Here is a 13,893-nt window from a genome sequence, read left to right on the forward strand (position 1 = left end):
TTCGTGTGCCTCAACTGGCCATAGATGTACACATTGATCGCTTGGCGGTCTCATGTGCATCAGGAGGAAACTATGCCAGCGGCGGAGCTACCCTTCTCCCGCAAAGAATATGACCGGCGCCTCGCCAAGGTGCGCAGGGCCATGGAAGAGCGGGACATCGACGTCCTGTTCGTCGAGGACCCATCGAACATGGCGTGGATCACCGGCTACGATGGATGGTCGTTCTATGTTCACCAGGGCGTCGTCGTCTTCCATGACGCCGATCCCATCTGGTGGGGGCGCGCGCAGGACGTAAACGGTGCAGTGCGCACGGTGTGGATGGCAGACGCTCACGTTGCCGGCTACGCCGACCATTACGTGCAGTCGCCCGTTCGCCATCCAATGCAGGATTTGGCTGCGCTGCTCCGCGACCGCGGCTATGCCGGAAAGCGCATCGGCCTCGAGCTCGAAAACTATTACTTCTCGGCCAAGGCCTTCCTCGTGCTGAAGGAGGAGCTGCCGCAGGCGGAGCTCGTGGATGCAACCGCGCTCGTCAACTGGCAGCGGGCGGTGAAGTCCGACGAAGAGATCGCCTTCATGCGCCGGGCTGGCCGCATCGCGGAGAAGATCGTTGACGGCATTGTCGAGCGCGTCGAACCGGGCCGCCCGAAAAACGAAGTCGTGGCCGAGATCTTGGGCGACGCCGTCCGCGGCGTCGGCGATGCCTGGGGCGATTATGCGGCAATCGTGCCGCTGCTGCCCTCCGGCACAGACGCCGCCGCGCCGCACCTCACCTGGGACAATCGGCCTTTCGTGAAGGGCGAAGCCACCTTCTTCGAGATCGCAGGGTGTTACCGGCGCTATCACACGCCCTTCTGCCGCACCGTTTTCCTCGGCAAGCCACCGCAACACATTCTCGACGCGGAGAAGGCGCTCGCCGAAGGACTGGAGGCAGGCCTAGAAGCGGCCCGGTCCGGCAATACGGCAGGCGCGGTCGCCCGCGCGCTGTTCGGTTCGCTGGAGCGTGCCGGCATCAAGAAGGATAGCCGTTGCGGCTATTCCATCGGCATCTCCTATCCTCCCGACTGGGGTGAGCGCACAATCTCCTTCCGTACCGACGACGAGACGGTTCTTGAAGCCGGCATGACCTTCCACTTCATGCCTGGCCTGTGGATGGACGACTGGGGCCTGGAGATCACGGAAAGCATTCTCATCCGCGAGAGCGGAGCGGCGGAATGCTTCTGCGACCGGCCCCGCAAGTTGTTCGTGAAGGACTGAGAGACCTTAAATGGATATGCTCGCCCGCACGCGCGAAATCCTGGGCAAGCTTGTCGCCTTTCCGACGGTTTCCTCGGACAGCAATCTCGAACTGATCGCCTATGCTGCCGATCTTCTCTCCGACGCGGGCGCCACGCTCTTGCTTTCCCGCGACGACAGCGGCACGAAGGCCAATCTGTTTGCGACGCTGGGGCCGGCGGGGAATGGCGGCATCGTGCTCTCCGGACACACCGATGTCGTGCCCGCAGATCCGTCCGAGTGGACGAGCGATCCCTTCACTCTGACGGAGCGCGGCGGCAGACTTTACGGCCGGGGCACCTGCGACATGAAGGGGTTCATCGCCGCCGCCCTGGCGATGGCGCCCCGGTTCGCTGAGCTCGACCTCGCCCGTCCGCTCCACTTCGCCTTGACCTATGACGAGGAGATCGGTTGTTTCGGCGCGCGGGCGCTCGTTGGCGAGATTGCCAATGCCGGCATCCGCCCCTCGGTCGCCATCATCGGCGAGCCTACGGGCATGGGCGTAATCGAGGGCCATAAGGGCTGCTACGAATACACGACGGAGTTCATCGGGCTCGAAGGACACGGCTCCCAGCCGGGCAAGGGGGTCAATGCCGTGGAGTATGCCACGCGTTATGTTTCGCGGCTGCTCGACCTCGGCGAACGGCTGAAAGCCCGTGCTCCCGCCGGAAGCCGCTTCGACCCTCCCTGGACGACGGTGCAGGTCGGCCGGATGGTAGGCGGCACGGCGCGCAACGTCATCGCCGGCGCTTGCACTGTCGAATGGGAGATGCGCCCGGTGACGGCCGATGACGCGAGCTTCGTCAAGAGGGACCTCGACGACTATGTCGACACGGTTCTGTTGCCGGCCATGCGTGCCGTCTCGCCCGACTGCGGGATCGTCACTCATGTGATCGGCGAGGTCGAGGGACTTCAGGTTGTAGCGGAATCAAAGGCGCGGGAAATCGTCTGCAAATTGACCGGCTGCGACCATGCAGATGTCGTTCCCTTCGGCACAGAGGCTGGCTTGTTCCAGTCTGCAGGCATCTCCTCGATCATCTGCGGCCCGGGATCGATCGCCCAGGCCCACAAGCCCGACGAGTTCATCGCCATCGACCAATTGGCCTCCTGCCTTGAAATGCTGGACAAGCTGAGGCTGAAGCTTGCGCGATAGCCGGGAGATGCTCACGATGCCGGACAGGACAGAACGGATGGTGCCGGCCGACGAAGGCGCAAGGGGCCGGTTCGATCGGATCTACCAGACGCTGCGGATGCGTATCTGCCTGCTCGATTACGCGCCCGGCGAACGGCTGCGCGAAGAGGATCTCGCCGAGGAATTCGGCGTGTCACGAACGCCGATCCGCCGAGTCCTCGTCAAGCTCGAGGCAGAAGGGCTGCTCCGCTCCGTCCACGGCGTCGGCACCATCGTCACCGATATCGAGGTCGAAGAGCTGGCACAGGTCTATGAGCTGCGCGTGGAACTGGCGGAGCTGGTAGGCAAGCTTTCGTCCGTCCCGATCGATGATGCCCTGGTGAAGCGGTTCCGGGACATCCGAAACCGTTGCGACCAGATGGTGCGCAAGGCCGATCCACGAGAGTTCGCGCGCATCAATATGGAATTCTTCCACCTGTACAACAGCCTGACCAACAACGTGCCGCTACGCGAGTTCAGCGAGCGCCTCTACTACCAGACCACGCGAATTTGGCTGAAGACGGCCTCCCGCCTCAGGGGCTACGAGGCGTTGCTTCTCAACGAGTTCATCATCTTCCAGCGTGAGGTGGTGGACATCACGGAGGCGGTGGAGAACGGGGATCTGGCAGCGGCAGGCCATCTCAGACGTGCCCATATCGCCATGAGCTTCAGCAGGATCAGGCGGGCGGCGGATTCCGCCGGGGGTGCCCTCTCGCCGACGCCGCATAGCGACGGCTGAAGCGTGCTCAGCATCGCTCCCCGCTCCGAACGCGATGCTGGCAATTGTCTAATCCGATCTCCTCAGCACGAAGCCCCAGCTCTGGCTGGATCCCAATTCGGGATGGCTCGCAATGGCGTGGGAGAGGTACTGTATCTGCCAGCTATCAACGATCTCATAGCCGATAGCCTGAAGCTCGTTCATGAATGTCCGCTTTTCACGGACTTGATACGGAAAGTAGGCCGGCCCGCCTCGCTGCAATGAAAAGATGGTGGGGCCATCTCGAAGGGCCACCTTGTTCAAGAGTATGACCTCGGGCCGCGCGGCAAGGCGGGAAACGAACTCGGGAAATGGTTCATCCAGATACTGAAGGAGGCCGGAGCAAAGAAGTATTTCCGCCTTTCTTGCTTCCGACACATCGCTGCAAAATGAAAGATTTTCCTCCAGCCCATCTCGCCTCGCCATTTCGGCGCCTGCCTTTACCATTGGAGGGAGATCGTAGACCTCCCACCTGACCTTCGAGAGGTCGATCAAGCGGCGAAAGGCCCGATATTTCGTCCCGACGTGCCCCCCGGCATCAAGCAGGTTCGTCCAGCGGCCCCGGCGCTTCCGCAGTTCTCGTTCCAGCCAAAAAATGATGGGGTAGTCCCAGTCGATGACCTTGATCATCTTCTCCACTCCCACCGGGACGACTTCGTCATTGTCGTAGCCGGCAACCGCCCAGCGTGGGACTGCTTCAAGCGCACTCTTGTAGTCGGAGTATGCCCCCGTGAGTTCTGCCCGACGGGCCACGAGGTGGAGCTTGGCCACTGCAGAATGGAGGGGGCGGCCAAGTCTCTTGATCCTGGAAGCGTCGAAGTGCAGCAGAGTTCTCATGGCTTTGACCCCGGCTGATGCGGACAAGTCGACCGCTCGCATGTTTTCCGCCGCTCAGAGCGCAACCGCCTCTGCCCGGCAAATGGCTGGAGAGAACGATTGCGTCCATGTTCCGCACCGTCAACTGTCCAAGGGCGGCAGGTTCTTTAGCGCAATGTTGGAGCAGGCGCGTAAATGTTGGACGCCTCTGCTCGAAAGGAGGAAGGTGGGAGAAAAACACTACGCATGCTTGCTTAGTGTCGTGGTCGCACTCTTTTATCACCTCATGAGGTTCGAACCGGCGGCGATGGCGACGGGCTGGAATTCCAGGCATCTTCACCGGCTCAAACCCATGGCGTCGCTTACTCAAGGCATTCCGGTTGTCGCCAGCCGGGCGTCTCTCGACAGGGAGAGGACATCACCTTATTCGTGATACAATCGCACGCTGTTCACGGGAGTTTGGGGAGTGGCCAAGCCGGACATGATTGAACTGTCGATGCCCGATGGAAAGGGCCCGCTCCATGAACGGCTGGCGGATGCGGTCGAGCAATTGATCGCTGCCGGCCGATACGATCGCGGCGATCGCCTCCCGACCCACCGTGAGATCGCACGCAGCGCAAATGTGGCAATCGGCACTGTCACAAAGGCGATCGATCTTCTTGAACGAAGGGGCGTGGTTCGAGGGGAGACAGGCCGCGGTACGTTCGTCAGCTTGCCCGTCGACCGTGATGACGAGTTGGTCGACCTCAACTTCAACGCGCCCCTACCGGTCGTCGATGAAGCCAGCTTCCGCTTGGCATCCACCCTTGCAGCGGCAAGATTGGGCAGCATCCCCAACGGCGGCTATCCCGAGCCGGGCGGAGGCCGCAGCCAACGGCAGGCCTTGGCTGCATGGCTTGCGGAGACGAGGCTGGAGGTCGATCCGGACGATTTGCTCATCTGCGTCGGTGGTCAGCATGCCATTCATCTGGCGATGGCAGACCTGCGCGACACCACGGAACTGATCGCGACCGAGGCTGCCACATTTTCCGGTGCCATCGCTGCAGCAAGGACTCTGGGGCTTTCGCTGGTGCCGGTCGAGCATGACGACCAGGGCATGATCCCCACCGATCTTGACCGGGTGCTCAAGCAAACGGGCTGCAAGGCCGTGTACCTAACCCCGGTGTGCCAGAACCCCTTCGGCTTCGAGATGAATGCCGGCAGACGGCAAAACATTCTGGAGGTTTGCCGCGGAAACGGAGCTTACATAATCGAGGACGACATCTACAGCATCTATTCGCAATCGAAAGCGAAGACCTTTTACGAAACGGACCCGAACAGGGTTTACTACATCAACGGACTTTCAAAGTGCCTGACGCCACTCACGCGGGTTGGGGTGTTGGTACCGCCGCGTGAGCGACGTGCGCGGCTCGCCGCGCGCATCCGCGCCGAAATCTGGGGCGCCTCTCCACTTGATGTCGAGGTTGCCCGTGCTCTCATCGAAGCCGGGGTCCACTTGAAGGCCAGGGACACCCTGGTTGCCGAGGCAAAGCAGAGAATCGCTTTGGCGAGGAGGCTTCTCGGCGTGAAGGAGGTGCCTATGCCGGATGGAGCGCCGCACATATGGCTTGCCATGCCGACAGCTGACGCGGAAAAGCTGGCGCGGCGTGCGCTTGAGCACGGGGTGCGCGTCACCCCGCCGGACGCGACAGCGGTGGCAAACGAAAAATCGGGCGGTGTGCGGCTCTGCCTGATGGCGCCGCCGCGCAGAGCGAGTCTCGAACGCGCGCTCGGTATTCTCTCAGACCTTAGCCAGAACCCCGCCGTTGAAGTGGTTTAAGACGCTTGGTACGTGCTTTAAGGCTCGACCCGAATTTCCTACCTTCGCGATAGCCCGTCACCTGGACGGATCGTCCACGGACTGGCGGAGGCCTGGATGCTTCAGTACGATCGTGTCGGCCTTCGGCAGAAGCAACGCGAAGAGCGTGGCGAGTGCCCCTCCAACACCCAAGACCGCAAATGCCCAGCCCCAGTTCTGAGGCGCCCCTTGCCCGGGATTCGTTAGATCCAGGACCAATCCGAAGACCAGAGGCGCCACCGCTCCTGCTCCAAAACCGAGAATTGAGCGCAGCGCGAGCATACTTCCTAGATGCCGCGGTGCGACCGATTCCGTCATTGCCGCCGTGAGCACCCCGGAGTCGGCGATCGTGGCAAATCCATAGAGGGCGGCCAGCAACAATAACACCGCAGGACCCCAGCTGGCGCCCCACCCGAACACGAAGGAGAGCGCCGCCCCCGCGAGAGCCATCCCCACCAGGACCGATCTGCGGCCGATCCGGTCCGACAGGCTGCCGCTCAGCAGTGTGGAAACGGCCCCAGATAGATGAAGGACGCAGGCGACGACGACCCCGAGCGTTACTGCAGGCCATCCGATTTGTGTGGTAAGCGCAATTGTAAGGAAAGCGGGCGCCCAAGCCCACATGCCCAGCAACTCCCAGCAGTGGGCAGTGTAGCCTGCGGTAAGCAGGATCGACTGTCGTGACAGGAGGCTGTCGCTGAATTTGGGAGCCGGGGCCACCGACGCATCCCGGCGGTGGATTCGGTTCGGTTCTCGTGAGAGCGCTGCGATGGAGGCAGCCAAACCTGCCGCCAGGACGGACGCAACGATCAACCACGTCGATTGATAGCCGATCTTCGGGATGCTTGCCGCGGCCAGGGCGATTGCCGCGCAATATCCGAGGGAAGAGCCGGCCAGGATCAATCCCATCGCCCTGCCGCGGGCGTGGGGCGGCACCTGTTCGGCTACCAGCATCAATGCTGGGGTGTAGGAGCCACCCAGCGAAAGGCCGACGAGCCCGTACAAGATGAGTGCACTTTCGTGCGAGTGGGCTGCAAGAGCGAAGGCGAGGAAGGCAAATACCGAGCAGGCATTCGAAGCCAGGAACACCCGCTTCGCACCCAAATGGTCCGACAGCCATGACGTCACCAGGAGCGACACGGCGTAGGTTATGTTGAAGACCGACTGTATTGCGCCCGCCTCGGCGCCGGACATCCGCCATTCGTCGAGCAGGAATGGCAAGCTTCCCGCATATATCATCATTGCCATGCTGGCGGAAAAACGGCTGACGGTCAGGAGGAGGAGAGACGCGCTCATGCCCAGTTGGAACCTTGTGCTCACGCAACTAAGAAATGTATCGATCGTATCAGTCAAAAATGAATCGTTCGACCTATGATGTCCTCCAACCGAACGATAGTTTCAGCGCCGCCGCTGCGAGTACCGTTACCGTCGCGAGGACAACGGACAAGAGGAGCGCTCCCTCTTCTCCTGTCGTGGAGATCACCTTCGCGTAGACCAAAGGGGCAGCGGCGGAAAACAGGAAGCTTGGTGCGATCAGCCGTCCTACGAAACTGCCATAGGTGCGATGATCAAAGAGCACCAGCGGCAGGGTCCCGCGGGTGATCGTCACCAGACCGTTCCCTGCGCCGTAGAAGAAGGCGAAGGCGCCTGCGGCGATCCAACTCCCACTGGCCAGATAAGCCGTCATGAAGGCCAGCGGGAGCACTGCCGTGGATGCAAGATTCAGCGTCAGCGGGTGGAGCGTCTTGCCGAAAAGAACATCGCAGAGCCGTGCCAGCGACTGGCCAATACCGCGAAGCGTTGCCGTATTGACCGCAGCGGCTGCGCCCAGCCCGAGCCCCGATAGTATGGCGATCATGTGCGCCGACATGCCGGAGTTCAGGAAATTCGTGATCGCAACAATAGCAGCGTAGAGCAGCGCGGCTATCAAACGTTGCCTTTCTCTCGGGGGTCGGGTTGCCGCCGGCGCGGTGTTTGCGGCCGCCTGTCCGGAATATCGCGCGGTGGGCAGGGTCAGATGCAGCGGCACGACGAGCAGAGCGATCACGGCGTAGATATACAACGCGCCTCTCCAGCCGAGGCAGTCTGCCAGGTAGCTGCCGAAAGGCCAGTACACAGTCGAGGCAAGCCCCCCCAAAAGCGTGATCTGCGCCATGGGCAGACGTGCTTGGGGACCGCCTGCCCGGGCCAGAGCGGCGAACGCTGCGTCATAGAGCGAGAGCCGCATGCCCGCGCCTAATATCGCCCAGGCGGCCAGGTAGGTCAGGTGGTCCCGCGATGTCGCCATCAGGAGACAGCCCCCGGCGTTGAGGAGAGCTCCCGCGACCATCGCCGATTTGCCCCCGCGCTTGTCCACGAGAGTTCCAGCAAAAGGGGAACATAAGCCCATCACCACGAGAGCTAGCGAGAAGCCGCCATATACGGCCTCGCGCGACCAGCCGAGATCGGCGGCGATGAGTTCGCCGAACACACCGATGAGATAGTACGAAATCCCCCAGGAAACGAGCTGCGAGAGCCCTAAGCACAGGATGGCGGAGCGCGGAATCACGGAGCATCCACCCGAGGCTCATCGCCATCGGGAAGATCTGCATCACCCCTGCCGACGGGGCGTTGCATCAGGACGGTATCCACCCACCGGCCGAACTTGAAGCCGGCGGAGCGGATTGTGCCGATCATGTTGAAGCCGAGTTTTCTGTGGAGGGATATCGAGCCGAAATTGGCGCTATCTCCAATGACCGCCACCATCTGCCGCCACGGACCGGACTCGCATTCTCGAATGAGCGCGGCCAGCAGCACCGTTCCAATACCACGCCCGACGAAGGCCGGTGCTATATAAACCGAATCCTCGATCGTATAGCGATAAGCCGGTCGCGGCCGATAAGGACCCGCATAGGAATAGCCGACGACACCCTTCTCCGTCTCCGCGACGAGGAACGGAAGGTTCAGCCGCAAGCAAGCTCGGTGGCGCTCCAATAGCTCCTCGACGCTTGGAGGTGTCGTCTCGAAGCTCGCCAGGCCATTCGCGACATGATGGGCGTAGATCGCCTGAATCTGCTTGATATCCGCATTGGAGCAATGGCGGACGGCAACCGTCTCTGTAGCTTTTTGGTAATTGCCGTCCATTCCGGTCAGCCCTTGTTTGCCACCAAACCCGTTGACCTTCTGGGCCGCCACTGGCGTCTTTCCCGGCAGGAATGATTGTTGATCCCCGACGAGTGATCCCGGGCAGGTAGGAGAATCTCCCCGATGAAAGAGCGCGCGTCGGCGGGAGGCATCGGCTTCGGTCATCAATCGCTAGCGCATGGTATTGGGGGCCTTCGAATAAAGAAAGCTTTGTCTTTTTATGCGAAGCATGAGAATGTCTTTGCCATGCGCGGGCTCAATCTGAACCAAGTACAGGCATTCCTCGATGTCGTAGAGCTGGGAAGCTTTTCGGCCGCTGCGGAACGAGCGAGCCTCACGCAACCAGCGATTAGTCTTCAGATCCGTGAGCTCGAGCGGCAGCTCAAAGTGGCGCTCATCGAACGCGTCGGTAGACGTGCACAGCCAACGCCGGCGGGCGCTGCCTTCATGGATTATGCCAGGCAGTTGACCCATTTGAGCGCGGCCGCCGCGGAGGAAATGGCTCGGTACGCCACGGGTCAAATGGGCAGAGTCCGCATCGGAACTGGAGCAACCGCTTGCATCTACCTCTTGCCGACCGTCCTGCGGCAGTTGAAGCAGCGGTTCCCTTCGCTCGAAGTCACCGTAACGACGGGCAATACGAACGAGTTTGTGAAAGCTGTGGAGGCGAACACGATAGATGTTGGACTGGTGACATTGCCCGTCACAAGCCGAGCGTTGGAGGTCATCCCCGTCCTGGATGACGAGTTCGTCGCGATCGGTCCACCCGATCTGGACTTCCCGGAGGTCGTCGATCGCGAGACGCTGGCACGCTATCCGCTGATATTGTTCGAGCCGGGCGGCAGCACGCGGCGTATCGCAGACGAGTGGCTATCGCAGCGGGCGGCTGCGCCAAAGCCGATCATGGCGCTTGGAAACGTGGAGGCGATCAAGGAATTGGTGGGCGCCGGGTTAGGATGCGCAATCCTTCCAAAACTGGCCGTAGATCATGCAAGACAGGGCGTCGCGTTGACCGTCCGTTCGCTGCAACCGCGACTGCATCGCACGCTGGCCATAATCGTCCGAAAGGACAAGAAGCTTCACCGTGGGCTGCGCGAAACCATCCAGGCTCTGAAATGCCTGGCGGTTCCGCGGGAGACGAGCAACTTCGGCCGCGACGATGTGGAGAAATAAGCAAAGGCCATGATCCGGCAGCTGCGCTATCCCACAGGATGAATCCCGGCCCGAGACCGCCGATTGCCCTCTCAGAGCCCCCGCTTCCGAGAACATAGATTGCGCAGAGCTTGCACGACCAGTCGCTTCGTGCGGCGGGCACGATAGAGCCTAATCAAGGGCTCGATCTCAGCAAAGCTGGCTCCGGAAACTCCCAACGCCCTGATCTGCTCGAGAAGGCGAATGTCTTCTTCGTCTTCGGCCGGTTCCGATCCTTTCCCTCTCCGCGGATCCTTGCCTAAGAGAAGCATCGCCTGTGCATCCCACTGCCAATCGAGGGTGGAATATAAGTGGCGGCCCGGCTGTCCGGGCCGCTCCTTCCTCAGCGCCGGGATGCCTGCGCGGCGTAGCCGTAGCTGTCGTATGAATACTCGGCTACGCGGAACCACTCGTAGGATTCATCGCGAAACTTCTTCCAGCCGGGGTAGATTTTCGCCCATGCAGGATTGCTGGCGCTGTACTCGTCATAAAGCTTGAATGTCACGTCATAGGCGGAATCGAGCACATCGCGAGGGAGCGGCCGGAGTTGCACGCCCTTCCCTACCAGAGAACGGATCGCGGCCGTGTTCTTGACATCGTAAAGAGCCTGCATGTTCAGGTTGGCCGCCTTGCATGCGGTGTCCAGCGCCGCCTTGTAATGGTCCGGCAGGCCATCATACTGGGCCTTATTGATGAAGAAGTGGATCGTCAGGCCACCTTCCCAATAGGCGGGGTAGTAGTAATAGGGCGCGATCTGATGGAAGCCGAGGCGTTCGTCATCATAGGGCCCAATCCACTCGGCCGCGTCGATCGTCCCGCGCTCCAGCGCGGGGTAGATATCACCGCCGGGCAATTGCTGGGGAACCACGCCGAGCCGCGCCATCACCTCGCCCGCAACACCGGCGATCCGCATTTTTACGCCGTTGAGATCGGCCAGGCTTTTGATTTCCTTTCGAAACCAGCCGCCCATCTGGGCACCGGTCGCACCGCCCGGAATGGCGACGATCCCATATTGTTCGAGAAAGGCGTTGTATAATTCGTTGCCGCCGCCGTGATAGAGCCATGCGTTTTGCTGGCGAGCATTAAGGCCGAACGGAATGGTGGAACCGATGGCGAAGGTCGGATCTTTCCCGGTGAAGTAGTAACCGCATGTATGTGCGATCTCGACACTATTGGCCTGCACAGCATCAATGGCTTGGGGGCCGGGAACGAGTTCTCCTGCCTGGAAAACCTGAATCTGAAACTTGCCGTCTGTGATGGCCGACAGCGCTTCGGCCATGACGACGGCCCCGCCATAAATCGTGTCCAGGCTGTTCGGAAACCCGGAGGTAAGCCGCCAGCGAATGTTCGGCAGTTCCTGTGCGATCGCAGGTGCCGCTATGGCACCCCCTGCCGTCGCAGCGACGCTTGCGACTGCCCCCTTTGAGAGGAAGCTACGTCGGCTGATATTCTTGGTCATTGATTCCTCCTCTTTCGATGCTTCTGCGCCCATCGCATTCGCACCACTGCTTGCTCACGGTGAAACTGCATCGCCTTGCCGGCCCTGGGCCGGTGAAGTGAGAGCTGGTTGAGCGCCGAAAGCCGGTGGCGCATCAAAACCCGACGAGGGCCCTCCGAAGGGTGGTGTGCCAGGCGTATCGTAGGGACTGACCCCGGGCATCGGAACGTCGATCTGTATGGTGGACGGGTCTATCGTCACCTGGCCCGACCGGTAGTGCGTGACCAGTTGCGGGAAAGCGATCAACACGCCGACCATGGCCAGCTGCATGAGGAGAAATGGCATCGCTCCCATATAGATTTGCCCGGATGTCACGGGCTGGATCGTCGCTCCCGTGACACGATCCTTGTACGCGCGCGCCGGCGCAACGGACCGCAGATAGAAAAGAGAAAAGCCGAAGGGCGGGTGGATGAATGCGGTCTGCATGTTCACCGCCAGCATGACCCCGAACCAGATGAGATCAATGCCTAGCGAGTCCGCGACGGGAGCCAACAAGGGAATGATGATGAACGCCAGCTCGAAATAGTCGAGGAAGAAGGCAAGGAAGAAAACGAGCAGGTTTGCGACGATCAGAAACCCGATCTGTCCGCCCGGCGTGGCGGTCATCAGGTGTTCGACCCAGAGATGGCCGTCAATACCGTAGAAGGTGAGCGAGAAGATTCGCGCGCCCAATAGGATGAAGATGACGAATGAAGACAGTTTTGCCGTTGAATAGAGCGCTGACTTGAGCATATCGAGGTCAAGCCTGCGGTTGATGATTGCAAGTGCCAGAGCGCCGACGGCGCCCATCGCACCACCCTCCGTTGGTGTCGCGAGTCCTATGAAGATTGTGCCAAGCACCAGGAATATGAGGACGAGCGGAGGGACGAGCGAGGTCACGACCTTGCCGGCCAGCCGCCAGCCACGCAGCGTACGCGCTTCTGCGGGCAGGGCTGGAACGCTCTTGGGGAATAGCAGCGACGTCGCGACGATGTAGGCAGAATAGGCTGCCACCAGAAGCAGGCCGGGGATCAGCGCACCCTTGTACATGTCTCCAACCGAGCGTCCCAACTGGTCGGCCAGGACGATCAGGACAAGACTGGGCGGAATAATCTGAGCCAGGGTGCCGGATGCAGCGATGGTTCCGGAAGCCACCTTCCGGTCATAGCCGTAACGCAGCATGATCGGCAGCGAGATCAGCCCCATCGAAATGACCGAAGCTGCAACCACGCCGGTCGTGGCGGCGAGGATCGCTCCGACAAAGACAACGGCGAAGGCAAGGCCGCCACGAATGGGTCCAAAAAGCTGGCCGATCGTGTCCAGCAGTTCTTCGGCCATGCCGCTGCGTTCGAGGATCAGCCCCATAAAGGTGAAGAACGGGATCGCCAGCAATGTCTCGTTCGACATCTGACCGAATATGCGGTCGGGTATTGTGCCAAAGAGGTTGATGGGGAGCAGCCCAAGCTCGATACCTATGAAGCCGAACAGAAACCCGACAAAGGCGAGGGCGAACGCCACCGGGTAGCCGATCAGGAGCACCACGATCAGCGATAGAAACATGATCGGGGCGAGATTTTGTGCGATGAAGGCGGTCATGAACCGTGCACCTGAAGGGCAGCCTCTGTCGCCGCGTCGGCGTGCACAGGGTCGGGAATGAGGCCTCTTAGGATGGCAATCCGCTTAATCAGCTCAGAAACGCCTTGGAGCAGAAGGAGCGAAAAACCGACGGGAATAAGCAGCCAAACTGGCCAGAGCAAAAGACCTCCAGTGTTGTTGGAAACCTCGCCGCTTTCCAGTTTGGCGAGGAAGACGGGCCAGGACAGGTAGATGGTGATCAGGCAGAAGGGAAAGAGGAAGAAAATCGTCCCGAGAATGTCGATCCAGATCTGGGCTTTTCGCGGCAGCTGACCGTAGATGAGGTCCACTTTTACGTGCTCGCTGCTGAGCAGCGTCCAGGCGGCGCACATCAGGATTACTGCCGAGAAGAGATACCATTGCGCCTCGAGCCAGGCATTTGAGCTCAGATTGAAGAGCTTGCGCGTTGTGGCGTTGGTTGCGCTTACAAGGACAGCCGCCAAAACGAGCCAGGATACTGCACGTCCGACACGGGCATTGATCGTGTCGATGATCCTCGCCGCATACAACAATCGGCTCATCTCATTCTCCCCCCTCGAATTCCGCCAATTGGCACGCCGGACACGGGTGGCCGCCGACGCGCCTGCAAACAGCCATCCTTGAAAGCGGAT

Annotated in this window: 12 protein-coding genes; 5 read left to right on the plus strand and 7 right to left on the minus strand. The window is 60.9% G+C overall.

Annotated features, from left to right (window positions below; translation table 11 throughout):
- Positions 1 to 72 precede the first annotated feature (72 nt).
- From doeA to CHEJ32_RS24400, 3 genes are read left to right on the plus strand one after another with little or no spacing between them, the layout of a single operon-like run.
- Entirely contained in the window at positions 73 to 1,257 is a 1,185-nt protein-coding gene (gene doeA / locus CHEJ32_RS0110760) for an ectoine hydrolase DoeA (RefSeq protein WP_028033895.1), read from the plus strand.
- Between the two features lie 10 nt (positions 1,258 to 1,267).
- Positions 1,268 to 2,428 (plus strand): acetylornithine deacetylase, encoded by a 1,161-nt coding sequence (gene argE, locus CHEJ32_RS0110765; RefSeq protein WP_028033896.1) that lies wholly within the window; start codon positions 1,268 to 1,270, stop codon positions 2,426 to 2,428.
- A gap of 16 nt (positions 2,429 to 2,444) precedes the next feature.
- Positions 2,445 to 3,185 (plus strand): GntR family transcriptional regulator, encoded by a 741-nt coding sequence (locus CHEJ32_RS24400; protein ID WP_245261066.1) that lies wholly within the window; start codon positions 2,445 to 2,447, stop codon positions 3,183 to 3,185.
- A gap of 48 nt (positions 3,186 to 3,233) precedes the next feature.
- Here the strand turns inward: CHEJ32_RS24400 and CHEJ32_RS0110775 are convergent, their stop codons facing one another.
- Positions 3,234 to 4,040 (minus strand): methyltransferase, TIGR04325 family, encoded by an 807-nt coding sequence (locus tag CHEJ32_RS0110775; protein WP_051469591.1) that lies wholly within the window; start codon positions 4,038 to 4,040, stop codon positions 3,234 to 3,236.
- Positions 4,041 to 4,485: 445 nt separating this feature from the next.
- Between CHEJ32_RS0110775 and CHEJ32_RS0110785 the strand changes: the two genes are divergently transcribed.
- The gene (locus CHEJ32_RS0110785) at positions 4,486 to 5,838 is read left to right on the plus strand and encodes a PLP-dependent aminotransferase family protein (RefSeq protein WP_028033899.1); all 1,353 of its coding nucleotides are present in this window, start codon (positions 4,486 to 4,488) and stop codon (positions 5,836 to 5,838) included.
- 57 nt (positions 5,839 to 5,895) lie between these two features.
- On the opposite strand, the gene CHEJ32_RS24405 is transcribed toward CHEJ32_RS0110785, so the two are convergent.
- The 3 genes from CHEJ32_RS24405 to CHEJ32_RS0110800 all read right to left on the minus strand — a co-directional run bounded on the left by CHEJ32_RS24405 (position 5,896) and on the right by CHEJ32_RS0110800 (position 9,030).
- The gene (locus CHEJ32_RS24405; protein WP_051469592.1) at positions 5,896 to 7,152 is read right to left on the minus strand and encodes an MFS transporter; all 1,257 of its coding nucleotides are present in this window, start codon (positions 7,150 to 7,152) and stop codon (positions 5,896 to 5,898) included.
- A gap of 73 nt (positions 7,153 to 7,225) precedes the next feature.
- Positions 7,226 to 8,404, minus strand: coding sequence for an MFS transporter (locus tag CHEJ32_RS0110795; protein ID WP_028033900.1), 1,179 nt, complete (start codon positions 8,402 to 8,404; stop codon positions 7,226 to 7,228).
- Entirely contained in the window at positions 8,401 to 9,030 is a 630-nt protein-coding gene (locus CHEJ32_RS0110800) for an N-acetyltransferase family protein (RefSeq protein ID WP_371179798.1), read from the minus strand. The genes CHEJ32_RS0110795 and CHEJ32_RS0110800 overlap by 4 nt, the downstream gene beginning before the upstream one ends.
- A 72-nt stretch (positions 9,031 to 9,102) precedes the next feature.
- Here CHEJ32_RS0110800 and CHEJ32_RS24410 point away from each other — a divergent pair, with 72 nt between their 5' ends.
- Positions 9,103 to 10,152: a LysR family transcriptional regulator gene (locus CHEJ32_RS24410; RefSeq protein ID WP_245261068.1), complete on the plus strand. Its 1,050-nt coding sequence runs from the start codon at positions 9,103 to 9,105 to the stop codon at positions 10,150 to 10,152.
- A 361-nt stretch (positions 10,153 to 10,513) separates the two neighbouring features.
- Here CHEJ32_RS24410 and CHEJ32_RS0110815 read toward each other — a convergent pair whose 3' ends face one another.
- From CHEJ32_RS0110815 to CHEJ32_RS0110825, 3 genes are read right to left on the minus strand one after another with little or no spacing between them, the layout of a single operon-like run.
- A complete protein-coding gene (locus CHEJ32_RS0110815) occupies positions 10,514 to 11,629 on the minus strand; it encodes a TRAP transporter substrate-binding protein (protein ID WP_028033903.1) in 1,116 nt (371 codons plus the stop codon).
- 54 nt (positions 11,630 to 11,683) lie between these two features.
- Positions 11,684 to 13,243 carry a TRAP transporter large permease subunit gene (locus CHEJ32_RS0110820; protein ID WP_028033904.1) on the minus strand — a complete coding sequence of 520 codons (1,560 nt, stop codon included), beginning with the start codon at positions 13,241 to 13,243 and terminating at the stop codon, positions 11,684 to 11,686.
- Positions 13,240 to 13,803, minus strand: a complete 564-nt coding sequence (locus CHEJ32_RS0110825; RefSeq protein WP_028033905.1) for a TRAP transporter small permease subunit — start codon at positions 13,801 to 13,803, stop codon at positions 13,240 to 13,242. The genes CHEJ32_RS0110820 and CHEJ32_RS0110825 overlap by 4 nt, the downstream gene beginning before the upstream one ends.
- Between the last annotated feature and the right edge of the window lie 90 nt (positions 13,804 to 13,893).

It is taken from the genome of Chelativorans sp. J32 (genome assembly GCF_000518985.1).
GTDB lineage: Bacteria > Pseudomonadota > Alphaproteobacteria > Rhizobiales > Rhizobiaceae > Chelativorans.